Origin of the sequence: Knoellia sp. Soil729, from assembly GCF_001427985.1 — a bacterium.
Classification (GTDB): domain Bacteria; phylum Actinomycetota; class Actinomycetes; order Actinomycetales; family Dermatophilaceae; genus Knoellia.
Window position 1 is genome coordinate 680,714 of the sequence record NZ_LMSA01000002.1, and the last position, 22,844, is coordinate 703,557.

The 22,844-nt window shown below is 69.4% G+C and carries 21 protein-coding genes; 6 read left to right on the top strand and 15 right to left on the bottom strand.

Annotation, left to right across the window (positions count from 1 at the left end):
• Window positions 1–3: 3 nt before the first annotated feature.
• Window positions 4–774 carry a maleylpyruvate isomerase family mycothiol-dependent enzyme gene (locus ASG74_RS08245; RefSeq protein ID WP_200942547.1) on the bottom strand — a complete coding sequence of 257 codons (771 nt, stop codon included), beginning with the start codon at window positions 772–774 and terminating at the stop codon, window positions 4–6.
• Between the two features lie 92 nt (window positions 775–866).
• Between ASG74_RS08245 and ASG74_RS08250 the strand changes: the two genes are divergently transcribed.
• Genes ASG74_RS08250 through ASG74_RS08265 form a run of 4 tightly spaced genes read left to right on the top strand, consistent with a single transcriptional unit; the run spans window position 867 to window position 5,709 of the window.
• Window positions 867–1,319 carry an SCP2 sterol-binding domain-containing protein gene (locus ASG74_RS08250; RefSeq protein WP_056141352.1) on the top strand — a complete coding sequence of 151 codons (453 nt, stop codon included), beginning with the start codon at window positions 867–869 and terminating at the stop codon, window positions 1,317–1,319.
• Window positions 1,320–1,321: 2 nt separating this feature from the next.
• Window positions 1,322–2,899 carry an AMP-binding protein gene (locus ASG74_RS08255; RefSeq protein WP_200942548.1) on the top strand — a complete coding sequence of 526 codons (1,578 nt, stop codon included), beginning with the start codon at window positions 1,322–1,324 and terminating at the stop codon, window positions 2,897–2,899.
• A 47-nt stretch (window positions 2,900–2,946) separates the two neighbouring features.
• On the top strand, window positions 2,947–4,911 hold the full coding sequence (locus ASG74_RS08260) for a diacylglycerol kinase family protein (RefSeq protein ID WP_056141354.1): 1,965 nt from the start codon (window positions 2,947–2,949) through the stop codon (window positions 4,909–4,911).
• Window positions 4,912–4,920: 9 nt separating this feature from the next.
• Window positions 4,921–5,709 (top strand): dioxygenase family protein, encoded by a 789-nt coding sequence (locus ASG74_RS08265; protein ID WP_056141356.1) that lies wholly within the window; start codon window positions 4,921–4,923, stop codon window positions 5,707–5,709.
• A 79-nt stretch (window positions 5,710–5,788) separates the two neighbouring features.
• Here the strand turns inward: ASG74_RS08265 and ASG74_RS08270 are convergent, their stop codons facing one another.
• The 11 genes from ASG74_RS08270 to ASG74_RS08320 all read right to left on the bottom strand — a co-directional run bounded on the left by ASG74_RS08270 (window position 5,789) and on the right by ASG74_RS08320 (window position 18,638).
• Window positions 5,789–6,085, bottom strand: coding sequence for a hypothetical protein (locus ASG74_RS08270; protein ID WP_056141358.1), 297 nt, complete (start codon window positions 6,083–6,085; stop codon window positions 5,789–5,791).
• A gap of 11 nt (window positions 6,086–6,096) precedes the next feature.
• Window positions 6,097–7,842: a sodium:solute symporter family protein gene (locus ASG74_RS08275; protein ID WP_056141361.1), complete on the bottom strand. Its 1,746-nt coding sequence runs from the start codon at window positions 7,840–7,842 to the stop codon at window positions 6,097–6,099.
• Window positions 7,843–7,946: 104 nt separating this feature from the next.
• Window positions 7,947–8,450, bottom strand: a complete 504-nt coding sequence (locus ASG74_RS08280; protein WP_235498859.1) for a MarR family winged helix-turn-helix transcriptional regulator — start codon at window positions 8,448–8,450, stop codon at window positions 7,947–7,949.
• A gap of 35 nt (window positions 8,451–8,485) precedes the next feature.
• Window positions 8,486–10,480, bottom strand: coding sequence for an ABC transporter ATP-binding protein (locus ASG74_RS08285; protein WP_056141363.1), 1,995 nt, complete (start codon window positions 10,478–10,480; stop codon window positions 8,486–8,488).
• Window positions 10,477–12,213, bottom strand: coding sequence for an ABC transporter ATP-binding protein (locus tag ASG74_RS08290; RefSeq protein ID WP_056141365.1), 1,737 nt, complete (start codon window positions 12,211–12,213; stop codon window positions 10,477–10,479). The genes ASG74_RS08285 and ASG74_RS08290 overlap by 4 nt, the downstream gene beginning before the upstream one ends.
• The gene (locus tag ASG74_RS08295) at window positions 12,213–12,833 is read right to left on the bottom strand and encodes a TetR/AcrR family transcriptional regulator (RefSeq protein ID WP_056141369.1); all 621 of its coding nucleotides are present in this window, start codon (window positions 12,831–12,833) and stop codon (window positions 12,213–12,215) included. Before ASG74_RS08295 ends, ASG74_RS08290 begins: the two co-directional genes overlap by 1 nt.
• A gap of 131 nt (window positions 12,834–12,964) precedes the next feature.
• Window positions 12,965–13,162, bottom strand: a complete 198-nt coding sequence (locus ASG74_RS08300) for a hypothetical protein (RefSeq protein WP_056141372.1) — start codon at window positions 13,160–13,162, stop codon at window positions 12,965–12,967.
• A 32-nt stretch (window positions 13,163–13,194) separates the two neighbouring features.
• Window positions 13,195–14,694, bottom strand: a complete 1,500-nt coding sequence (locus tag ASG74_RS08305; RefSeq protein WP_056141376.1) for a DUF7059 domain-containing protein — start codon at window positions 14,692–14,694, stop codon at window positions 13,195–13,197.
• Between the two features lie 3 nt (window positions 14,695–14,697).
• Window positions 14,698–15,408, bottom strand: a complete 711-nt coding sequence (locus ASG74_RS08310) for an AIM24 family protein (RefSeq protein ID WP_056141379.1) — start codon at window positions 15,406–15,408, stop codon at window positions 14,698–14,700.
• 220 nt (window positions 15,409–15,628) lie between these two features.
• Complete coding sequence (locus ASG74_RS08315; protein ID WP_056141383.1) at window positions 15,629–18,109, bottom strand: sodium-translocating pyrophosphatase; 2,481 nt, start codon at window positions 18,107–18,109, stop codon at window positions 15,629–15,631.
• A gap of 157 nt (window positions 18,110–18,266) precedes the next feature.
• Window positions 18,267–18,638 carry an STAS domain-containing protein gene (locus tag ASG74_RS08320; protein ID WP_056141387.1) on the bottom strand — a complete coding sequence of 124 codons (372 nt, stop codon included), beginning with the start codon at window positions 18,636–18,638 and terminating at the stop codon, window positions 18,267–18,269.
• 129 nt (window positions 18,639–18,767) lie between these two features.
• On the opposite strand from ASG74_RS08320, the gene ASG74_RS08325 reads away from it, so the two are divergent.
• Entirely contained in the window at window positions 18,768–21,059 is a 2,292-nt protein-coding gene (locus ASG74_RS08325; RefSeq protein WP_056141390.1) for a DEAD/DEAH box helicase, read from the top strand.
• A gap of 65 nt (window positions 21,060–21,124) precedes the next feature.
• On the top strand, window positions 21,125–21,667 hold the full coding sequence (locus ASG74_RS08330) for a hypothetical protein (RefSeq protein WP_082569599.1): 543 nt from the start codon (window positions 21,125–21,127) through the stop codon (window positions 21,665–21,667).
• A 108-nt stretch (window positions 21,668–21,775) separates the two neighbouring features.
• Here the strand turns inward: ASG74_RS08330 and ASG74_RS08335 are convergent, their stop codons facing one another.
• Genes ASG74_RS08335 through ASG74_RS17860 form a run of 3 tightly spaced genes read right to left on the bottom strand, consistent with a single transcriptional unit; the run spans window position 21,776 to window position 22,844 of the window.
• A complete protein-coding gene (locus ASG74_RS08335; protein WP_056141393.1) occupies window positions 21,776–22,189 on the bottom strand; it encodes an Rv3654c family TadE-like protein in 414 nt (137 codons plus the stop codon).
• Window positions 22,186–22,545 (bottom strand): TadE family type IV pilus minor pilin, encoded by a 360-nt coding sequence (locus ASG74_RS08340; RefSeq protein ID WP_056141396.1) that lies wholly within the window; start codon window positions 22,543–22,545, stop codon window positions 22,186–22,188. The genes ASG74_RS08335 and ASG74_RS08340 overlap by 4 nt, the downstream gene beginning before the upstream one ends.
• Window positions 22,542–22,844 (bottom strand): DUF4244 domain-containing protein, encoded by a 303-nt coding sequence (locus ASG74_RS17860; RefSeq protein WP_327034660.1) that lies wholly within the window; start codon window positions 22,842–22,844, stop codon window positions 22,542–22,544. The genes ASG74_RS08340 and ASG74_RS17860 overlap by 4 nt, the downstream gene beginning before the upstream one ends.

A 22,844-nucleotide genomic window follows, 5' to 3' on the forward strand; every position in this document is an offset into this window, starting at 1 on the left:
ACGTCACCACTCGACGCGGGAGACCTCGCGCCAACGAGTGAGCATCGCCTCATCGGTGGTGACGATCTCGTTCCCGCGGTTCCACAAACCGAGGTAGAGCTGTGCTGCCGTTCCACTGAACCTCACTTTGGCTGTGGCCAGCTCGCCTGAATCGCTCGTATGCCGTGTGGTCACTGCTGGCTCTTGGCTCACCGCGACGAGCCAAGCGGCATCGACGTCGATGGGGGACACCGCAATTCGCACCAGCGCATCGCTGCGGAGCCGACTCTTCGATCGCGGCAGAAAGCCGGTGAGCAGCTCGTCGAGCCCATCAGCAGCGAAGGGTGGGTCGATCTCGGCATCGTTGGCGGACGGCATACGAGCAAGGTGTGCGGACAGGGCGTCAAAGGCATGGATCGTCGTCTCATGGCACTGTCGGCGAGCCCAGAAGTCTCGCGCCGAGGGCGCATCCTTGAGGAAGACCAGCGCCTTGAGGTTGGCATGTGCGTCCTCGAGAGCCTCCACGAGCTCCAGCGAACCTTCGATGAGCCACTCGACCGGATCGGACTCGGCCAACCCCTCCTCCCTGAAGCCATCGGGCGAGTCCGCTGCGTCCGAGTCGCCGAGAACCACGGCCGTCGCCCAGCGATGGACCATGCCCTGGTGTGCCACCAGGTCGCGCACGCTCCAGCCCGGGCACGTCGGCACCGCCGCGTCCGGACCAGCAGCCCACGCTTCCTCGCCCAGTCGGTGTGCGGCGACCGAGATCGCTGCCAGGTGCTGCTCGAACCTCACCGTCCCCATCTTGGCGCCACGTCGCCCGATGTGACGGCTGGCACGGGTTCCCCTTCCTTGTCGGCATGGCTACCCACGAGTAGGGTCGGTTCATGACCGATATCGATCCCACCACTTTCGCCACGATGGAACCGGCCGAGTTCACCCAGACCATCAAGAAGCTCTCCGACAAGGAGATCAACGAGATCATGGGTGGGGAGCACCGCCAGTTCATCCTCGACGGGATCTTCGGACGCTTCCCCACGCTCTTCGTCCCCGACAAGGCCAAGGGCACCGATGCGCGCGTCAACTGGCGCATCACCGGCGGCCCCGGCGGCACGGACGACACCTACGCCGTCGTGGTCAAGGACGGGACCTGCACGGTGGAGAAGTCACCGACGCAGGAGCCCACGACCTCGCTCATGCTGGGACCCGCCGAGTTCGCGAAGCTCATCACCGGTTCGGGCAACCCGACCATGATGGTGATGATGGGCAAGATCAAGGTGCGCGGCGACCTCAGCGCGGCCATGGCCTTCCAGAACTGGTTCGACACGCCCAAGAGCTGATCATGCCGATCAGTCTCCTGACCGTGGCTGCGGTCATGGTCAAGCGCGGGCTCATCGCGCCCGGCCCACCGCACCGCCAGCTCAACCAGCTGCTAGCGCTGCACAAGTGGGGATTCGGCCTCGCGGGTGAGCTCCGCCAGGCGGCCAGCCGCAGCCCCCAGCACGTCGCAGTCGTCGACGAGGAGCGGGGGGAGGTGACCTACGGCGAGCTGCTGCGCCGGTCCGAGCGTGCCTCCGGGCTGCTGCGAGCCAAGGGCTTCCGGCCCGGGGAGCGCGTCGGCCTCCTTGCCCGCAACCACGTCGGCGCCATCGAGATCATCACCGGCGCATCCGCCGTCGGGGTCGACCTCGTGCTCATGAACACCGGACTGTCGGCGGGGCAGCTCGCCCAGGTGGCGAACGAGCAGGAGCTGACGGCCCTCATCCATGACGACGAGTTCGACGCCATGGTCGGTGAGCTCCCGGACGGACTTTCCGTCATCCGTGAGAGCGACTGGGCGAGCGAGCTGGACGCGGCGACGGACGTGCCGGACCTGGCCCCACCCCCCAAGGATGGCCGCACCATCATTCTCACCTCGGGCACGACGGGCACGCCCAAGGGCGCAGCACGCAAGTCCCCGAGCGGCTTCGGCCCCCTCGTCTCGATCATCGAGCGCATCCCCCTGCGAGCGCAGGACCGCATTCTCGTCAGCGCCCCGATCTTCCACACCTGGGGCTATGCCGCGATGCAGCTGGGCTTCGCCCTGCGCGCGACGATCGTGCTGCAGCGTCGCTTCGACCCGCAGTCGGCCAAGGACGCCCTCGAGACGCAGAAGTGTCACGCGATGTTCGCCGTCCCCGTGATGCTCCAACGGATGATGGAGCTTCCCGCCGATCCAACAGGCAGGTCACGGCGCAGCAACCTGCGCGTCGTGGCCACCTCCGGGTCGGCGTACCCCCACGGCTTCACGACGACGTTCATGGACGAGTACGGCGACGTGCTCTACAACCTCTACGGGTCGACCGAGGCTTCTTGGGTCTGCATCGCCACGCCCGAGGACCTGCGACGTGACCCCGACACCGCAGGCACTCCCCCGCTGGGCACCGTCGTCAAGATCCTCGACGCCGACAACCGCGAGGTCCCCGCAGGGGAGACCGGGCGGATCTTCTGCGGCAACGAGCTCGTCTTCGACGGCTACACCTCGGGTACGACCAAGGACTTCGTGGACGGCCTCGTGTCGACCGGCGACTTGGGGCACGAGAAGGACGGCCTGTTCCACGTCGACGGCCGCGATGACGACATGATCGTCAGCGGGGGTGAGAACGTCTACCCGGTCGAGGTCGAGTCGCTCCTCGTCGACCACCCCGCCGTCCGCGAGGTCTCCGTCGTGGGCGTGCCCGACCCGGAGTTCGGCCAGCGTCTCGCGGCATTTCTCGTGCTCAACGAGGGGGCCGAGCTCGACGCCGATGACGTCAAGGCGCACGTCAAGGCCCACCGGGCTCGTCACTGCGTGCCGCGCGAGGTCGTCTTCCTCGACGAGCTCCCCCGCAATGCCACCGGCAAGGTCCTCGTGCGGGAGCTGCGCGGCAGGGTCACCTGAGCCGTTCCCGCCCGCCGGACAGCACGGTCGTGGATACGGTTGCCCTCGTGAAGACCCTGAGCGCGGTGCCGCATCTCTGCGGCGTCGTCGTCCACCCCGGCAAGCCCCGCAGCGCGGCAGCGGTCGCTGCGCTCCGCCGGGCGGTGCGGCAGCGCGGCTGGCCCGAGCCCGTCGTCCTCGAGACGACGGCCGACTCCGACGGCGCCGCCCAAGTGGGCGAGCTGCTGGGCCAGCGCGTCGACCGGCTCGTCGCCGTGGGAGGCGACGGCACTGTGCGCGAGGTCGCGGCGGCGCTGTCACGCTCCGGAGCCGTGGCTGACCACGTCGCCCTGGGCGTCGTGCCGACGGGGACGGCGAACCTCTGGGCTCGCACGGTGGGCCTGCACGCAGCCGACCTCGATGCCGCGTCGGAGCTGGCGCTGGACGGCGACCCTGTCGACAGCGACCTCGCCTGGGTGACCCTGACAGGCGCCGACGGCACGACGCGGACCCACGACGTCCTCGTCGTGACGGGGACCGGCATGGATGCCGAGGCCTTCGCCGCCACGCCCGAGGCGCACAAGCACCGCTGGGGCTGGGCGGCCTACTTCGCGGCGCTCGGGCGTCGCATCGTCGGCGAACCGATCACCGTGACGACCCACCTCGACGACCGACCCTCGGGGCGCGAGCCGGTGCGCACTGTCCTCGTCGGCAACTGCCGGGTGCTCCCCCTCGGGCTGCCGCTCATGCCCTCGGCCTCGATGACGGACGGACGCCTCGACCTGCTCCTCGTCGCCCCGGGATCGTTGCTCGGCTGGTTCGGGGTTCTCGGCGGGATGCTCTCCCGGCGTCGCGGCGGCTGGACGGGTCTGCGGACCCACCGGGCGAGCCATGTGGTGCTCGACCTGGACCGCGAGAGCGCCGTGCACGTGGACGGCGACCCGGTGGGCAGCGCAGTGCGGCTGGAGGTCGGCGTGACCCCAGCAGCGGTGCTCGTGCGCTGTCCCCCGTCCGCGGCACGTCCCCAGGTGGGCGGCGAGGACGTGCGAGAGCTCCTCGCCGACCCCGGCCGGGACCTGGCCACCCTGGCACGCGCCCTGCAGCATGGTCGCCGCTGGTCCTCCGACCACGGGCACGAACAGCTCGTGCGCGACTCGTTCCTCGCCCTGTCCGGCACAGACCTCACGCGGTTCAAGAGCCTGCTCAACGCGGGCTCGGACCACCGCGACCTCGAGCACCTGGTCTTCGGCGTCGTCGACGACGAGGGCACGCGCCAGGACATCCTCGACCACATCGCCGCTCAGGCCGCGCTGGTCGACGTGCCCGACCTGCACGTCCTCAGCGACATCGACGACACCCTGCGGTGCGCGCTCCACGACGACCGCTACCCGCGCGGCACGGTCTATCCGGGTGTCATCGCCCTCTATCGCGCCCTCGACGCCGGCCGCTCCGGAGACCCGCTCCGCCCCGGTGACCTGACCTTCGTCACCGCACGGCCGATGGACCCGGCCGGGCTCATCGAGCAGCACACCCGCCGTGGGCTGCGCGACCTCGGGCTGCCTCCGCACGCCGTCCTGTCCGGCACGTTCAACGGGCTGCGCAGCCACGACTCGATGGCCTCGGCCAAGATCGTGAACTTCGAGCGCTTCCGCCTGCTCATGCCCGAGACGCACGTGGTCTTCATCGGGGACAGCGGGCAGGGCGACATCGAGGTCGGTCGGCGGATGCTCCGCAGCGACCCCGACGCCGTGCGTCTCGTGCTCATCCACGACGTGGTCGGTCTTCCCGCCGACCGGCGCGAGTCACTGCGTTCCGAGGGCATCATTCTCGTCGACACTCCGGTGGGCGGCGCCGTCGAGGCGTATGCCGCGGGGTTGCTCTCCGACGCCGGGCTGGCCGCGGTCGTCGACGCCACGCAGCGCGACCTGCACGCCCTCACCTGGGACACGCCTGAGCAGGAGCGCACCACCAGGCAGCTCGTGGAGCGTGACCTGGCAGCGGCGCGGGCCTCATCCAGTGGCCTGCAGGCCTAGAGTCGGGTCGTGGACACGCGCAGCCCAGTTCTCTACCTCAGCCACGGTGCACCGCCCCTCGCCGACGACGAACGATGGACGGGTGAGCTCGCCACGTGGTCGCAGGACCTGCCCCGGCCGAGCAGCATCCTCGTCGTGTCGGCCCACTGGGAGCAGGCCCCGATCTCGGTGAGCTCGACGACGCCCGGGACCCCTCTGCTCTACGACTTCTGGGGGTTCCCGCAGAAGTACTACGACGTCACGTATGCCGCCCCTCCTGCGCCCGGGCTGGCCCAGTCCGTGGCGGGTCTCCTCGGCGACACCGGCGGAGGGCTGCACCAGGACCCGTCCCGGGGACTCGACCACGGCGCCTACGTGCCGCTCGTGGAGATGTTCCCCGAGGCCGACGTCCCCGTCATCCAGCTCTCGATGCCGACCCTGGACCCCAAGGCCCTGTTCGACATCGGCACCAGGCTCGCGCCACTGCGCGACGAGGGCACGCTCATCATCGGTTCGGGCTTCACCACCCACAACCTCGGCTGGTTCAACCCGCACGCGCCCGCCGACGCCGCCCCGCCGGCGCCCTCCTCCGAGTTCGACCACTGGGCTGCCGAGGCGGTCGAGTCCGGTGACGTGGACGCCATCCTCGACTTCATGGACAAGGCACCCGCTGCCCGTGAGGCGCACCCGCGCACCGAGCACTGGGCGCCGCTCTTCGTCAGCCTCGGCGCGGCCCACGCCAGTGGTGGCATCGACGGCAGCAGCGTCATCGACGGGTTCTGGTTCGGGCTGTCCAAGCGTTCCTGGCAGTTCGCCTGAGACGACCACCCGAGAACGCGAGAACGCCTCGTATGCCGTGCAACCGGCATACGAGGCGTTCTTGGTTCTGCGGTGGAGCTCAGTGACGCGGCTTGGGCTTCTTGCGAGGTGCCGGCCGCGTCTCGTCGTCGATCACGGGCTCGACGTGGTCGGGGACCACGGTCGGGCGCGCCCTGGCCCAGCCGATGAAGAGCGCCGACACGACGATCAGCGCGAGACCCGTCCAGAGGTTGGCGTTGACCCCGCCGGTCTTGTCGAGCTCCTTGTCCCCGAGGAGACCCATGAGCGTGAGGATGATGCCGTAGAGCCCGAGGAGCATCCCGATGAAGTTGCGGATGTCGAAGGCTCCGGCCGTCTTCTTGTTGGTGTCAGCCATGTCGGGCACTCCTAGAAGAGGAAGTTGAGGAGGAGGACGAGGACACCCGCGATGATCGCGAGCGGGATGGTGCGCTGGTACCACGGACGTGCGGCCTCGTGAGGATCGACGAGGTCTTCCTTCGGGGTCTCCGAGTAGACCAGGCCCTTGAGCTCGGAGGCCGGCTTGGGCTCCGTGGCCATGGAGACGACGACGGAGACGATGATGTCCACGACGAAGGCGGTGGAGGCTGCAACGAACGCCAGCCCCTGACCCGGCAGCGAGAACAGCCCGAAGATGTCGGGGTTGCCGCACATCCACACGAGGATGGCCGACAGGGTTCCGGACACCAGGCCCATCCAACCGGCGGTGGGTGTCATCCGCTTCCAGAACATGCCGAGGATGAACGTCGCGAACAGCGGTGCGTTGAAGAAGCCGAACAACGTCTGGAGGTAGTCCATGATGTTGCTGAAGTTGCCGGCGATCGACGCGGTGAAGATCGCGATGAACGTGGCTGCGACCGTGGCGAGGCGCCCGATGCGCAGGTAGTAGTCGTCGCTGCGGTCCTTGCGGATGTAGCGCTCCCACAGGTCATAGCTGAAGACCGTGTTGAAGGCCGAGATGTTGGCCGCCATCCCAGCCATGAACGCCGCGAGCAGGCCCGCGATCGCCAGCCCGAGAAGGCCGTTGGGCAGGACGTCGCGCATGAGGAGGATGAGGGCGTCGTTGTACTGGACGTTGCCGCCGGCACCGCCCTTGGGCGCACCCCCGGCCTTGAGGTCGGCCATCTCCTTGACGAGGACCGCCGCGATCATGCCCGGGACGATGACGATGAACGGGATGAACATCTTGGGGAAGGCGCCGATGATGGGCGTCTTGCGGGCCGAGGAGATGGAGTCCGAGGCCATCGCGCGCTGGACCTCGACGAAGTTCGTCGTCCAGTAGCCGAAGGACAGCACGAAGCCCAGACCGAACACGATGCCGATTACCGACAGGATCGGCGAGTCGAAGCCGGACAGCGCCTGACCCGACCACGACGACTGCTGCTGGGCGACGGTCGCGGTCGTGTCACCGGTGGCACCGTCGATGGCCGGCTTCATCTTGTCCATGAGGCCGCTCCAGCCGCCGACCTTGTGGAGGCCGATGAGGGTCAGCGGGAGCAGCGACGCCACGATCACGAAGAACTGCAGGACCTCGTTGTAGATCGCTGCGGACAGGCCACCGAGCGTGATGTACGACAGCACGATGGCTGCCGCCACGATGAGCGCGACCCACATGGGCCAGCCGAGGAGGGCCTGGACGATCGAGCCGAGGAGGTAGAGGTTGACGCCGGCGATGAGGAGCTGGGCCAACGCGAAGCTGAGGGCGTTGACGAGGTGGGCGCCGGTGCCGAAACGGCGGAACATGAACTCCGGGACCGAGCGCACCTTGGACCCGTAGTAGAACGGCATCATCACCACGCCGAGGAACAGCATGGCGGGGATGGCGCCGACCCAGAAGTAGTGGACCGTCGGCAGCCCGATCTGCGCGCCGTTGGCGGACATGCCCATGATCTCGACGGCGCCGAGGTTGGCCGAGATGAACGCAAGACCGGTGACCCATGCCGGGAGCGAGCGCCCGGACAGGAAGAAGTCGATCGAGTCGGACACGGCGCGGCGCGCGGCCAGGCCGATGCCCATCACGAACACGAAGTACAGCGCGACCATGACGTAGTCGACGGCATTCGCGTCGATGAGTGGCTTGGCAGCCAGGGCTGCCGGTGCAAGGGCCGATGTCATCGGCGAACCTCCTCGTCATCGGGGCGGCTCCGAGAGCCCGAACGCGTTCAACCTACTCCCGCACGACGCCCGAACCGGGGACCAGAGCCACCCCGTGAGCGAGCTCAGCCGCCGGAGTCGCGTCGGTCCTGGGGCGCGGCCCCCGTCGGGTCCACCCGGGAGAGGATCGCCGCGAGGGCGTCGGACAGGGCCGCAACCTGCTTCGGCGACAACGGGTCGAGGACGTTCTCCCGCACCGTGGCCAGGTGCCCCGGAGAGGCCTCGACGATGGCCTCGAAGCCGGCGTCGGTGAGCCGGGCGTTGATCGCCCGCTTGTCCTCGGGCGCCACGGACCGCTCGACGTAGCCCTGCGCCTCGAGCCGCCGGACCACGTGCGAGAGCCTGGGGAGGGTCGCGTTGGTCTGGAGCCCGAGCAGCGTCATCCGCAACGTGCGCTCCGGCGCGTCCGAGAGCATCGCCAGCACCTGGTACTCGAAGTGCGTCATGCCGCTGTCGCGCCGCAGCTGGGAGTCGAGCACCCCGGGCAGGCGTTCTGCGACGGCGATGAGACGCAGCCATGCCGTCATCTCGGCCTCGTCCAGCCAGCGCGGTTCGTCCTTGCCACTCACGTGCCGCAGCCTAGTGGTGGGCGCGAGGGGTTCACCTACTCGACCGGCTCGGCGACAGCGGAACGGAACTGCGCGGCATACAGCTGCGCGAAGGCACCACCTGCGGCGAGCAGGTCCGCATGCGAACCCTGCTCGACGATGCGCCCGTCCTCCATGACGAGGATGAGGTCGGCGTCGCGGATCGTCGAGAGACGGTGTGCGATGACGAAGCTCGTCCGGTCCCGGCGCAGGGCCGCCATGGCCTGCTGCACGAGGAGCTCGGTGCGCGTGTCCACCGACGAGGTGGCCTCGTCGAGGATGAGCAGGGCGGGGTCCGACAGGAAGGCGCGGGCGATGGTGATGAGCTGCTTCTCGCCCGCACTGATGTTGCCGGCCTCGGCGTCGAGCACCGTGTCGTAGCCGTCGGGCAGCGAGTGCACGAACCGGTCGACATAGGTGGCCTGCGCCGCCGCGACGACCTCGTCCTCGGAGGCGTCCGGCCGGCCGTACGCGATGTTGTCGCGGATGGTCCCGCCGAAGAGCCACGTGTCCTGCAGGACCATCCCGATCTCGCTGCGCAGGTTGTGCCGCGAGAGATCGGTGATGTCGACTCCGTCGAGGGTGATCCGGCCGGAGCTGAGCTCGTAGAACCGCATGATGAGGTTGACGAGCGTGGTCTTGCCGGCGCCGGTCGGTCCGACGATCGCCACCATCTGGCCGGGCTCGACGGTGAGGTCGAGGTGCTCGATGAGCGGGGACTCGGGCGTGTACGAGAAGGAGACATCCTCGAACGCAACGCGGCCATGCGGGTCGTCGAGGACCATCGGGGTGGCTGCCTCGACCTGCTGCTCGGGAGCGTCGAGGACCTCGAAGACCCGCTCGGCAGACGCGACTCCGGACTGCATGAGGTTCGCCATCGAGGCCACCTGGGTGAGGGGCTGGGTGAACTGGCGGGAGTACTGGATGAACGCCTGCACGTCACCGAGCGACATCGACCCGCTCGCCACGCGCAGGCCCCCGATGACGGCGATGACCACGTAGTTGAGGTTCCCGATGAACATCATCGTGGGCATGATGATGCCGCTGATGAACTGCGCGCCGAAGCCCGCCGTGAACAGGTCGTCGTTCTTTTCCCGGAACGCCTCGCCTGCTTCTTTCTGACGCCCGAAGACCTTGACCAGCTGGTGACCCGTGAAGGTCTCCTCGACGATGCCGTTGAGCTCGCCGGTGGACTTCCACTGCTGCACGAAGTGCTTCTGCGACCGCTTGCCGATCGTGGCCGTCACCATGATCGTGATCGGGATCGTCACCAGGGCGATGACGGCGAGCAGCGGCGAGATGTAGAGCATCATCGCCACCATCGCGATGACGGTGAGCAGCGACGTCAGCAGCTGGCTCAGGGTCTGCTGGAGGCTCTGCGCGACGTTGTCGATGTCGTTGGTGACACGGCTGAGGAGCTCACCGCGCGGCTGGTTGTCGAAGTAGGGCAGCGGCAGCCGGTTGAGCTTGTCCTCGACGTCACGTCGCAGGTTGAAGATGGTCCGGTTGACCGCACCCGTGAGGATGTAGGCGCTGGCCCACTGCAGCAGGCTCGCGACGACATAGATGCCGAGAACGAGGAGCAGGATCCGGCCGACGGCCCCGAAGTCGATGCCGGCACCGGGGACGAGGTGCGGCATGCCGGAGACGAGGTCGGCGAACGTGTCCTGCCCGTTGGCCCGCAGGCCCGCGACGATCTGGTCGATGCTGCCCTCGGAGGGGAGCTGCTTGCCGACGACACCCGCAAAGATGTAGTCGGTGGCGCGGCCCAGGATCTTGGGGCCGATGGCGTTGAGGATGACGCTGCCCACGGCGAACGCCAGGACGCCGTAGAGCGCGATGCGCTCGGGCCTGAGCAGGCCGAGCAGGCGCTTGGCGGAGGGCTTGAAGTTGACCGACTTCTCGGCGGGGATCCCCATCGCCATCGGGCCGTGGCGGTTGCCCGCGCGCGCCCCCGGACCGCGACGCGCCTCGGCGGCCTTCTCCTCCTCGGTCTTCACACCTTCGCTCACGCCGCCGCCTCCTCTGCGCTGCGCTGGCTCTCGACGATCTCGACATAGGTCGGGCACGTCTCGAGCAGCTCGTCATGTGTCCCCGTGCCGACGACCGCCCCGTCCTCGAGGACGACGATGTGGTCGGCGTCGATGATGGTCGAAACCCGTTGTGCCACCACGATGACCGTCGTATGCCGGGTGACCGGCTGAAGTGCCGCCCGGAGCCGTGCGTCCGTGGACAGGTCGAGGGCCGAGAAGCTGTCGTCGAACAGGAAGACGTCGGGCTTGGCGACGAGGGCGCGGGCGATGGCGAGCCGTTGGCGCTGGCCTCCGGACACATTGGTGCCACCCTGCGCGATCGCCGAGTCCAGACCGTCGGGCATCGACCTCACGAAGTCCTCGGCCTGGGCGATCCGCAACGCCTCCCACAGCTCGTCGTCGGTGGCGTCCGAGTCGCCGTAGCGCAGGTTGGACGCCACCGTGCCCGTGAAGAGATAGGGCTTTTGCGGCACGAGCCCGATGCGCGACCACACGTCCTCGAGGGTCGCGTCGCGCACGTCGACACCGCCGAGCAGCACGGCCCCGTCGGTGACGTCGTAGAGGCGCGGGATGACCGAGAGCAGGGTCGACTTGCCGGAGCCGGTGCTGCCGATGATCGCGGTGGTCTGGCCCGGCTGGGCCGTGAGCGAGACGCCCTGCAGGACGGGGACGTCGGCACCGGGGTAGGCGAACTCGACCCCACGCAGCTCGACCGAGGTGCCGCCGGTGGGGAGTGGGACGGGAGCGACGGGCTGGACGACCGTCGAGTCGGTGTCGAGGACCTCCGCAATGCGGCCGGCGGAGACGGTGGCGCGCGGGATCATCATCGACATGAACGTCGCCATCATCACCGACATGAGGATCTGCATGAGGTAGCTCATGAAGGCGGTGAGCTCGCCGACCTGCATCTGCCCGTTGTCGACGCGCTGGGCACCGAACCACAGCACCGCGACCGTCGAGGCGTTGAAGATGACCATGACGATCGGGAAGACCATGGCCATGAGCCGGCCGACCGCCAGGGCGGTGCCGGTGTACTGGGTGTTGGCGTCGGCGAAGCGGGCACGCTCGTGGTCCTCTCGGACGAAGGCGCGCACGACGCGGATGCCGGTGATCTGCTCGCGCAGCACCCGGTTGACCCAGTCCACCGACTCCTGCATGAGGCGGAAGTTGGGGATCATCCGGCGGATGACGAGCGAGACGCAGAGGGCGAGCAGGGGTACGGCCACCGCGACGAGCCAGGAGAGTCCCACGTCCTCGCGCAGCGCCATGATGATGCCGCCGACCATCATGATCGGCGCGGAGACCATCATCGCGGCGCCCATGAAGACCACGGTCTGGACCTGGGTGACGTCGTTGGTGTTGCGCGAGATCAGGGTGGGGGCGCCGAAGCGCGACACCTCCTGCGCCGAGAAGTCCCCGACCCTGGCGAAGACGCCGGCTCGCAGGTCTCGTCCCATGCCGGCGGCTGCGCGCGCACCGAGATAGGTGGCCGCCACCGACGCCGCGATCTGGACGAGCGAGACGGCGAGCATCCATCCCCCCGCAGTCATGATGTAGCCGGTGTCGCCCTTGGCGACGCCCTGGTCGATGATGCGGCCGTTGAGGCTGGGCAGGTAGAGCGAGGCGATCGTCCCCACGAGCTGGAGCAGGACGAGCACGAGCAGCGCCCCGCGGTAGGGGCGCAGGTAGTCGCGCATGAGTCGAAGCAGCACTACTTCTTCTTTCGGGTCGTCGTGGTGCGAGGGGAGGTGTCGTCGGTGGAGGAGCGCAGGAGCGCGCCCTCGAGGAGGACGTCGACGAGCTGCTCCGGGCTGGAGTGCTCACCGCCGTCGAGCATCGGGTGCACGCTCGAGAGCGTCAGCATTCGGAGGTAGCCGATGAAGGTCGGCGCCGAGACGCGCAGCTGCTCCACGTCGGAACCGAGGAGCTCGACGAAGGCCGCATCCAGCTCGGCGGTGGCCTCGTGCCGACGCTTGTGCGCGTCCCCTCCCGTGGGCGGGCGCAGCGGCTGGCCCGACGACTGCAGGACGGTCATGAGCGCGAAGATGCCCTGCAGGTGCTCCTGCATGATCTCGACACCGGCCGCAAGCCTCGCGGGCATCGAGAGGGACCGGTCCACCTCGCCGAGCTCGACGACGAGCGTGGAGTTGTCGAAGGCATCGTGGATGGCCGCGTCGATGATCGCGTCCTTGGTCTCGAAGACCCTGAAGATCGTGCCCTCCGCGATCCCCGCCGCCTTGGCGATCTCCTTGGTGCTCACCGCAGTGCCCTTCGCCCGGAGCAGGGGGAGGGTGGCGGTGATGATCGAGGCCCGACGGTCGTCGGGACTCATGGCGGGAGCGCGAGGTGGCACGTCGTCAAGTATGAGTGAGTGAGCACTCACTCACAACTACTTTTCCGACCTGCCCAAATGCGGTCCCGCGGGCGCTGCCGCACCCTGTCACTCACTTCTGGAGTGGTTCCTCAGCGCGACTCGGACTCGTCGCCCGGCTCGTTGAGGTCGGTCGACCCACCATGGTCCGGGTCGTTGACGTCGGGGGTGTCGGGCACGCTGTCGGCACCCCCCAGGGCGGTCTCGGGGTTGAGGGCGCCGGAGCCTGCCTCCGAGACAGTGCCCTCGTGGTCGGCCTGGTTGTCACTGTGGTCCGGGTCGTGGCTCATGGCTCCAACATAGGTGTCCCACGGCCCTGCTGTCAGACGAGCAACCCGTCCTTGGCCGCCTCCCGCACGAACTCCACCACGTCGCGGGTCGTCTCGTCGGCGTCCAGGCCGAGGATTCCGGCGATCGCTCCGACGGCCTGTCTCGGGGTGAGCTCACCGTCCGCGACAGAGAGGTATGCCGCGGTGACTGTCGTGAGGGTGATGACCCGTCCCAGCCCCCCACCTTGGCGGGCGACGATGACCGAGGGGTCCTGCGCTCCGGGAAGGGTGTGGCGCTCCTCCGTGACGTCGGGCGTCGCCTTCCACGCCCGGTCGAGCACGTCGTCGTCGGAGTGCTCCGTGAGCCAGATGCGGGCCTCGAGGCCGACCTGCACCGCGTCGCCCATGGCCGGCGGCACGGGTCCCCGGGCGTCCATGAGGTCGAGGAAGGGCTCGCGGTCGGTGCTGGGCCGGTGCAGCGTGATGACCCCGAAGCCGATCGACTGGATGTCGCGCGACGCGAAGTCGTCGAGCCACGCGGCATACATCGCGTCGAAGTCGGCGGTCCCCGGGTGGTGACCACCGTCGCGCGACCACGTCTCGGCGTACTCCGCAGGATCCTGCACCTCGCGCTGGACCACCCACGCGTCCACGCCGGCACCCTCGAGCCATGAGCCGACGCGCTCGGTCCATGTTGAGCCGCGCGGCACCTCCCAGTTGCCGAGGAACTGGGCCACTCCCCCGGGTTCGAGGTGGTCACCGACCGAGCGCACGAGGTCGGCGACGATCGCGTCGCCGGCGGCCCCACCGTCGCGGTACTCGAAGAGGGGCATCTCACCAGAGCGCGGAGTGATGACGAACGGGGGGTTGCTGACGATCAGCGAGAAGCGCTCCCCCTCAACGGGTTCGAGCATGGATCCGGCTCGCACGTCCCAGGTGCACTCGTTGAGGGCGGCGTTGAAGCGGGCGAACGCCAGCGCCCTCTCGCTGAGGTCCGTGGCGACGATCGACTCCGCGTGCGAGCCGAGGTGGAGCGCCTGGACGCCGCAGCCTGTGCCCACATCGAGCGCCCGGCCGGCCGGGCGGCGGATCGTCCACGCGGCCAGGGTCGTCGAGGCGCCGCCGATCCCGAGGACGTGGTCTGCGCGCACGGGCGAGCCGGTGGCCACCTCCGCAAGGTCGGAGGCGACCCACCAGTGGCGGTCGTCCGCGGCATACGGTCGCACGTCGACCCGCGCGACGACTCCGTCCCCCTCCTCGTCGACGAGGCCGAGGGCGACGGCACCACTGGCCCGCAGCGTCGGGAGGGCGCGCTCGACCTCGGCGAGGTCGACGGGGTCGCCGAGTGTGAAGAGCCGGATGAGGGTGGCCACCGGGGCCTTCGACGCGGCGGCCACCCGACGGGCCGGCAGCGGCTGCTCACGCAGCAGGGCGCCGCTCGCCATGGGTCCGAGGGCGTCGGTCACCCCGGTCACGGTGAAGTCGGCGGCCGTCAGGTCATTCCTGAGCCGGGCGATGAGGTCCTCGTCGAGCCGAGGTGCGCGAAGTGACATGGCTCAGCCGTCGAGGAGGCTGCCGAGCATGCCTCCGCCGCCGCCTCCCCCGGTGCTGGCCGGAGGAGTCCACTCACTCGGCTGGACCACGACGAAGCCCGGCCCGTGGAACGCGTACTGGAACGCCTCTCCGCTTCCTCCGCGCAGCATCGAGCGCATGTTCATGCTCGAGACGATCTGTGGGGTGAGGCCGAGCGACCAGCCGACGCAGGCCTGGACGTCGACGTAGGTCGGCTGCTGCGAGCAGTCGAGGATGACGGGCTGACCGACCGTGTGGATGGCCACCGTGCCGGTGCCCTGGAGCGTGGTGTTGAAGAGCCCACCGCTCATCATCCCGACGCCCTGGACGCGCTTGATGTCCCACGCGATCTGCGAGTCGAAGGCCAGGAGGTTGCGGGCGTTGATGCTCATCCCGTCGCCGGTGAGCTCGATGAGGTGGACGAAGCCGGCCTCGCTGGCGAAGAAGACCTCTCCGTCACCGGAGACGCGCATGAGGCTGACGTCCTCACCCGTGACGACCTTCTTGAAGAGCTTGCCGACGCTGCCCGCCTTCTCGTGGTCGAAGCGCATCTGACCTTGGTAGGCGACCATCGCGCCCTTGACCGCGAGCACGTCACCACCGAGGTGCACGCGCAGGAGCTGCGGGTTCTGCAGGGCGAACGTCTGCTCGGACTCGAGCTCGAGGTTGGCCTGGTCGAAGAGCGGGGAGCGCATGGCGCCCAGCCTAGAGCCGCGCCCCGTCGCACCGGTGAGCAGTCACACTTCTGCGCCGGTCGCGCGACCGCCTGTCACCGTGGCGACCGGCACACGCATGCGGACGCCGGTGTTCAGGCCCTGCGCCGGTGGCGCGACCGGCGCAGACACGGCGGTCGGCACACCCTTTCGGGTGGGCCGACCGCCGTTCACTGCAGGTGGCGTATGCCGGGTGCGCGGGTCAGCGGGGGGCGTTCGCCTCGACGTGGTCGTCCTTGTCCAGTGACACCTCGACGGACTCACCCGGCTGAGTGACGGCACCGGAGTCGGGTGCTGAGGCGTCGAACTGCTGCACGGGCTCGCCCTCGTCGTCGCCGCCGCCGATGGCGAGGTCACGACGCTTGGAGATCGCGACCGCCGTGAAGACGATGACGAACGCGACGGCGGCGATGCCGTAACGGATCGGCGCGCTGGCGTCCTCGCCGACCGACAGCATGACGATCGCCGGGGCGATGAGCACAGCCACGAGGTTCATGACCTTGAGCAGCGGGTTGATGGCCGGGCCGGCGGTGTCCTTGAACGGGTCACCGACGGTGTCACCGATGACCGTGGCCTCGTGGGCCGCACTGCCCTTGCCACCGTGGACGCCGTCCTCGACGATCTTCTTCGCGTTGTCCCAGGCGCCGCCCGAGTTCGCCAGGAAGACGGCCATGAGGCAGCCGGTGCCGATGGCGCCGCCGAGGAACCCTGCGAGCGCACCGACGCCGAGCCCGAAGCCGACGATGACCGGGGTGAGCGCGGCCAGCAGACCGGGGGTGGCGAGCTCGCGCAGCGAGTCGCGGGTGCAGATGTCCACCACCTTGCCGTACTCCGGCTTGGTCGTGCCCTCCATGATCCCCGGGATGTCGCGGAACTGGCGACGGACCTCGAAGACAATGGCGCCGGCCGCGCGGGTCACCGCGTTGATGGCCAGCCCGGAGAAGAGGAACACCACGGCTGCACCGAGCAGCAGGCCGACCAGGGTCGAGGGGTTGGTGATGACACCCTGCGCGTCCTGGATGAACTTGTTGCCCGCCGCGATCTGGCCCTCGTCGAGCTTGGAGGCGTCGATCTCGCCGATCGTCGTCTGCCAGGCGTCGGTGTAGGAGCCGAAGAGCGCGGTCGCCGCGAGGACGGCCGTCGCGATCGCGATGCCCTTGGTGATCGCCTTGGTCGTGTTGCCGACCGCGTCGAGCTCGGTGAGGATCTGCGCGGCCTCCGCGTCGACGTCGCCGGACATCTCGGCGATGCCCTGCGCGTTGTCGGAGACCGGACCGAAGGTGTCCATCGCCACAATGACACCGACGGTCGTGAGCAGACCACAGCCGGCGAGCGCGATGAGGAAGAGCGACAGGGCCACCGACCCACCACCGAGGAGGAACGCCGCGTAGACGGCGGCGCCGATGATGACCGCGGTGTAGACCGCGGACTCGAGGCCCACGCCGATACCCGAGAGCACGACGGTCGCGGCACCGGTGAGCGAGGTGCGGGCGACGTCCTTGGTCGGGCGCTTGTCGGTGCCGGTGAAGTATCCGGTGAGCCAGAGGATGATCGCCGCGAGCACGATGCCGATGATGACCGCGCCGATGGCAACGAGGGCCGGGTTCTTGTCGAACGAGGCGATCTCCTGCTGCGACTGCGACAGCGCCTGCGGGTCGCGACCCTCGAAGAGCTCGGCGAAGGTGTGCGGGAGGTAGAACCACGCGACGATCGCCGAGAGCACGGCAGCGATGGCTGCGGAGATGTAGAAGCCCTGGTTGATGGCGTCGAGGGCGCTCTGGGAGCCGCGGGCCTTGGTGATGAAGACGCCGATCAGAGCGGTGATGGCGCCGATCGCCGGGACGAGGAGCGGGAAGACAAGGCCGTAGGAGCCGAAGGCCACGGAACCCAGGATGAGGGCGGCAACCAGCATCACGGCATACGACTCGAAGAGGTCTGCCGCCATGCCGGCGCAGTCACCCACGTTGTCACCGACGTTGTCGGCGATGGTCGCGGCGTTGCGCGGGTCGTCCTCGGGGATGCCAGCCTCGACCTTGCCGACGAGGTCGGCGCCGACGTCGGCGGCCTTGGTGAAGATGCCACCGCCGACGCGCATGAACATCGCGAGCAGGGCGGCGCCGAAGCCGAAGCCCTCGAGCACCTTGGGGGCGTCACCCTTGTAGAGGAGGACGACGACCGAGGCACCGAGCAGGCCCAGGCCCACCGTTGCCATGCCGACGGTGCCACCGGTGCGGAAGGCGATGCGCATGCCCTCGTCGCGGCCGTTCTCACCGCGTGAGGCGGCAGCAACGCGGACGTTGGCCTTCGTGGCGAGCTTCATGCCGAGGTAGCCGATGGCTGCGGAGAAGAGCGCGCCGACGATGAAGAAGCCGGAGCGACCCAGCTTCACCCCCCAGTCAGGCGCGGGCAGCAGCAGGAGCAGCCCGAAGACGAGCACGACGAAGATGGACAGCGTCTTGAACTGCCGCGTGAGGTAGGCCTGCGCCCCCTCTTCGACAGCCGCGCCGATCTCTTGCATCTTTTCGGTTCCAGCGTCCGCACGAAGAACCTGCTGACGGAAGACGAAGCCCATGACGAGGGCGATCACGGCGATGACCGCGACCCCCACGACAAGAGTGACGTTCGATCCGGTCAGGTCCAGCGTGGAACTCGCCTCGGCCGGTGCGAGCGCGAGTGCAGCCATTCCATCCTCCTTGACGGGTGCGCGTCACAGCGCCCGCGGCTCGTTGTTTGCCGCTGGCAGACGCGAGGTGGACCCTACCCGGTGACCCATGTCACGGGCACGCACCGGCGGCCAGATGTGACTCCTGTCACGCCCAGTCGCGACGCCGGCCCTGGGGTCAGGCGGTGACCTCGGGTTCGAGGAGGTCCCCGGGAGCGGCCGCGAGCGCGGCGTCGACGCTGTCGAAGATGGGGAGGACCCGGTCGAGGCCGGTGATCCCGAAGAGACGCAGGATGCGCTCGTTGGTGCAGACCACCCGCAGCCACCCGTCGAGCTTCTTGACGGCCTTGAGGCGGCCCACGAGGACCCCGAGACCGGTCGAGTCGAGGAAGGCGACCTCCTGCATGTCCACGACGAAAGCCGTCTGACCTGCGGCGATGCGCTCCTCGATCGCCGATCGCAGTTGTGGTGCGGTGTAGACGTCGACCTCGCCGGAGACGGTCAGCACGGTGACGTCATCTCTCTCCGTGGTTCCCACGCTCAGCTTCACGGCTGCTTGTCTCCTTGATGCACTCGTCGCAGGCCCTTCGGGCCCTGTGGCCGTCCGGCCTCTGCACGCACACCTGACCAACCCTCACAGCCCGAGGGTGTGTCAGTGCACGGGGTTACCGTAACGCGCGTGCCTCCATCTGCCGAGCCGACCGAGATTCTCGCTGCCCTTGCGGCCGGGGACCGCGGCGCTCGCCTACGCCATGTGGAACGACTTCCCGCCCGGGCCGCGCAGGTCGCGCAGTGGCCCGACTGGATCGCGCCGACGCTCCTGGCCAGCCTCACCGGCGCCGGCATCGAGCGTCCGTGGTCGCACCAGAGGGAGGCCATGGACCTTGCTCGCCGGGGCTCTCACGTCGTGCTGTCCACGGGCACCGCGTCCGGCAAGAGCCTGGGATACCTCGTCCCAGGGTTGACCGCGGTCCTCGACGGGCTGGCCGCGCCCACTGGTCGGGGTTCGACCCTGCTCTACATCGCCCCCACCAAGGCCCTGGCCGCCGACCAGCTGGCGCGCATCGAGGCGCTCGCGCTTCCCGGCATCCGCGCTGCCACCTATGACGGGGACACTCCGACCGATGAGCGCCGCTGGATCCGCGAGCACGCCAACGTCGTGCTCACCAACCCCGACCTGCTGCACCACTCGATGCTTCCGGGCCACCAGCACTGGGCGCCGTTCCTGCGGGCGCTCGACCACGTCGTCATCGACGAGTGCCACATCTATCGGGGCGTGTTCGGCTCGCACGTCTCCTCCGTGCTTCGCCGGCTCCGCCGCGTCTGTCACCGCTATCGCAGCGAGCCGACGTTCGTCCTCGCCTCCGCGACCGTGAGCTCCCCCGCGTCGCACGCCACTTCCCTGGTGGGTATGCCGGTGACTCCCGTCGAGGAAGACGGCTCACCCCGCGAGGCGCTCACCTTTGCCCTGTGGGAGCCGGCGACCGTCGACGAGACGCGACGCTCGGCCACGACGGAGGCCGCCGAGCTGCTCGCCGAGCTCGTCGACCGTGGCGTGCAGACCCTGGCCTTCGCCCGCAGCCGGGCGGGGGTGGAGTCCCTCGCCTCGTCGGCCCGGCGACGCCTGGGGCAGGTCGGTGCGACGCCCGAGGCGAGCATCGCGGCATACCGGGGCGGTTACCTCCCCCAGGAGCGTCGCGAGCTCGAGCGCGCGCTGCGTGATGGTGCGCTGCGCGGGCTCGCGGCGACCAACGCCCTCGAGCTGGGGGTCGACATCAGCGGGCTCGACGCGGTGCTCATGGCGGGCTGGCCCGGCCGACGGGCGAACCTGTGGCAGCAGGCCGGGCGTGCCGGGCGATCGGGACGTGAGTCGCTGGCCGTCCTCATCGCGGCCGACGACCCGCTCGACACCTATCTCCTCGACCACCCGGAGGCGATCTTCGGGGCGCCGATCGAGTCGACCGTGATGGACCCGTCCAACCCGCACGTCCTGGCGCCGCACCTTGCTGCGGCGGCGCACGAGCTCCCGCTCACCGAGGCCGACCTGCCGATGTTCGGCACCGGCGCAAGGGCCGTCGTCGACCTCCTGGTCGAGCGCGGCATCCTGCGGCGGCGCCCCGGGGGGTGGTTCTGGGCACGCGAGGACCGGCCGAGTGACCACGTCAACCTGCGAGGGACCTCTGAGGTGGTCTCGATCGTCGAGCGGCGCAGCGGCCGGGTGCTCGGCACCATCGACGAGGCGTCGGCCCACTCCCAGGTCCACACCGGTGCGGTGCACGTGCACCAGGGCGACACGTTCGTCGTCACCGACCTCGACCTCCCGGCCGCCACGGCCACCGTCGTGCGCGGCGACCCGGGATGGAGCACCCACTCGCAGTCGGTGAGCTCCTTCGAGATCCTCGGGGCTCAGCGCACTCACCAGTGGGGCGAGATCGACGTCTGCTTCGGCTCGGTGCGCGTGACGACCCAGGTCACCTCCTTCCTTCGACGCCTGCCTTCGGGTGAGGTGCTGGGTACGCACCCGCTCGACCTGCCGCAGCGCTCGCTGGTCACGCGCGGCGTGTGGTGGACCATGCCGCTGGACCTGCTGGAGGAGGCCGGCATCGAGGAGGCACAGGTGCCCGGAGCGGCCCACGCCGCCGAACACGCCGCGATCGGCATGCTTCCCCTCGTGGCGACCTCGGACCGCTGGGACGTCGGTGGCGTCTCGACCGACCAGCACCCCGACACGGGTCTGCCGACGATCCTCATCTACGACGGCTACCCGGGGGGTGCCGGCTTCGCCGAGCGGGCGCACACGGCCTTCGGCGAGTGGATCCAGGCGACCCACGACGCGGTGGCCCGGTGCCGCTGCGAGCTCGGGTGCCCGGCGTGCGTGCAGTCGCCGAAGTGCGGCAACGGCAACGAACCCCTCGACAAGGCGCGCGCGATCCGGCTGCTCGACCTCGTGCTGATGTCGCGCCCCGCCTGAGGCGGCAACACGGTTGGCCGCCCTGATCAGGCGACATGCCGTGGGACCACGCTAGCCTCACAGGCGTGATCATCCTCGGACTCATCCTCGTCCTGCTCGCCGTTGCCGCTGGAATCCTTCTCTTCGAGGCCACCTCGCAGCTCAGCGACGGAGTGGACTTCGACGTCCTCGGGGCCTCGATCAGCCTGCCTCCCCTGGCGCTGCTCATCACAGGTGCGGCCGTCATCACGGTGTTCTGGCTCGGCTGGGTGCTGCTGCGCCAGGGCGTGAAGCGCGGGGCTCGTCGGCGTCGTGCCGCCAAGGAGGAGGCTGCCCTCGCTGAGCAGCGCCGCGTCGACGGTGAGCGCAAGATGCAGGAGGAGTTCGCGCAGCGCGAGCGCCAGCTGGCCGAGGAGCGTCGCCGGCACGAGCAGGAGACGGAGGACCTTCGCCGACAGGCCCAGGAGCAGCACGTCTCCACCGAGGAGGCGCGTCGTCGCGCCGAGGTGGCTGAGGCCGAGGCCGCGCGCAACCAGTCCTCGGGCACGGGCGCGAGCCGCGTGGGCGACACGCAGCGCGACCCGGGCGAGCCGCGCAGCTTCGACCGGCGCGACAACCCCCACACCTGAGCTCCACCAGCTGCCCAGTCCCCCTCACCGGCGCAGAGGCTGACCACCGGCGCCGCGATACGGGATAAGTGCGCCGCTCGGCATGGTCTGCGCCATTTATGCCGCGGGTCACGGCGCGCTACTAGGCGGCTCGTTGCTGGACTGCGCATCCCCAGGACCTGCACGTGCGGAGGCCACGGCACGATCGGGCACTCCCGGCCAGTGGGTCGACACCTCGACGGACACGCGCACAGTCACTGACTCCCCGACGCCCAGCGAGCACGCGATGACGTCGGCGCCGTTGCGGGCAGCCACGTCGGCCACGAGAGCGCAGGGCACTCCCCCGCCGCCTCCTCCTTGGCGAGCGGTGGCGCCGGCCAGCGCCGACAGGTCAGCGGCAGCGCGGGCGCGGTGGGCTGCCGTGGCAGCCGCGCCGAGCTGGAAGCCCGCCGTCGCCAGCACCAGGAGCACCCCGATGGCAGCCACGACGAGGACCGTTCCCGAACCCTGCTCCGGGGAGCGCTCGGGCGCCCAGCGGGTCATGGGACCAGCTCGCGGGCGGCGTGGGCGACTCCTCGTGGACGGGCGCTCACACCCAACGCCCTGAGCAACGGCGGTGGCTGCGCGCTCACCTCGACCGTCACGGACTCAGGGCCGACGTCGAGGCCGATGTCGGCACCGTCGGGTGCCTGCCGAGCAACCTCGCCGCGGACCCGGCCGGCATCCTCGCCACGGGCAAGGAGCCGCGCACCCACCCGGGCCGCGTCGACGCAGCGCAGGTGGTCGGTCACCACGGCGACGGCGCCCAGAGCCAGCGTGAGCACGAGGACGAGGGCCGGCAGGGCCACGGCGATCTCCGCCGTGACCATGCCCGCCTCGTTGCGTCGGGCTTTGGTCACGTGCCCGTGCCGAGTGCAGCGGTGATGACGTTGGCCAGGGCGGACTTCACCGGCCCGGACTTGACCACCAGCATCAGGACCGCGGCGAAGGCACAGGCGGCAAGGGTTCCCACGGCATACTCCGCCGTCGTCATGCCTGCCTCGGCCGACTCCTTCACATGCGCCCATCGGCGTGAAAGACGTTGTGTCACAGCAGTTCTCCTCGATCGGTGCAGGGCTTCTCCCCGCTTGGGACGAGTCCAGCGCAGATGTCCGACGAGGACGAGGGGGAGATCGAGATCTGTGGAGGAGGACAGCAT